Origin of the sequence: Endozoicomonas atrinae, assembly GCF_001647025.1 — a bacterium.
GTDB classification, from domain to species: Bacteria; Pseudomonadota; Gammaproteobacteria; order Pseudomonadales; family Endozoicomonadaceae; genus Endozoicomonas; species Endozoicomonas atrinae.
The window spans coordinates 1-1,042 of record NZ_LUKQ02000609.1 but is presented as its reverse complement, the minus strand read 5'-3'; the positions used below and the strand labels follow the sequence as shown (position 1 = coordinate 1,042).

General features: G+C 59.3%; 1 protein-coding gene and 1 pseudogene. Both read right to left on the bottom strand.

The genetic code is table 11. The features are described from left to right. Nucleotides 1–133 precede the first annotated feature (133 nt). Nucleotides 134–652: a DUF1367 family protein gene (locus tag AK963_RS29510; RefSeq protein ID WP_066018783.1), complete on the bottom strand. Its 519-nt coding sequence runs from the start codon at nucleotides 650–652 to the stop codon at nucleotides 134–136. Between the two features lie 84 nt (nucleotides 653–736). After that, nucleotides 737–1,042: pseudogene (locus AK963_RS29505) on the bottom strand (hypothetical protein); the annotation flags it as partial.

Sequence of the window (1,042 nt, the reverse complement as noted above, 5' to 3'; positions counted from 1 at the left end):
CTGGCTTTCCTGCCCAGCCCGGTACCACTGCGCTGGTGATGCACTTCCACCGGGGTTGTGGTCCGGTTATTGATCCGGCAGGCAATGCAGCTCAACTGGGCTACGTCCCGCAGGTAGTCTTTCTCTTTCCGGGTCATCCTTGGCCCCTGTCAAAGTGAATGAACTGTTCAACCAGCGACTCGACTTCTTCCCTGCTCCAGACGTGGTTTCCGTCCCTGTTCAGTACGAGCTGTAAGAACACGTCCAGCACCGCCGAATAGACCTGTTCAAACTCCACCTGTTCCATGCTTTTGAACGCCACACTTTTCGCCCTGGCACGCACCCCGCCATCGGGATACCCAATCACCTCATAGAACCCGGCCTGCACCATGGCCCAGTAGCGGAACTCATTGAAGTCCCGCCGGGGTGTTACCCACTGGCCGGTTCGAGCCATTCTGACCGGCGGCTGGGGCAACCTCTCAAACACGTTGAACGCGATGCTGCACAGCTTCATGAACTTCCGGTGGAACAGTGCATTCCTTGCCCTGCGCACCTCGGCAGAAATCATCTCGCCAGGCCTGAGCCGGTAGATATACTGCTCATCACTGGCCGATACCGGTCGCAGGATCGGTTGAGGGTCATTTCCCCTGACCAGTTCCAGCGTGGCACTCACTGGATCGCCTCCAGAAAGGACCAGAAGACCAGCATCACCAGAGCCACCCAGACCACGGCCAGCATCACTGCATCGCTTGGTGAGTTACCCATCGAACGACATCCCTTTCAGTTTTGCCCTGGCACCGGCCCCGTCCAGCGGGTCAATGCCCTGCTCCTTCATGGTTTTCCGCTGCAACTGCTCGGAGTAAATGGTCGGGTCAAACTGCCGCTCGATGGCCTTCTGCGGCTCCAGAGACTCACCGTTCACCGCCTTGATGATCAGCGCCTGATAGGCATTGGCAAACCGCACCTTCGCGTCCCGCTGCTCCTGAGCGGTCAGGGCAGAACGCAGTTCATGCCAGCCCGTCTCCCTCCCCGCCAGATACACCGCCCGATGGCTCCAGGGGTG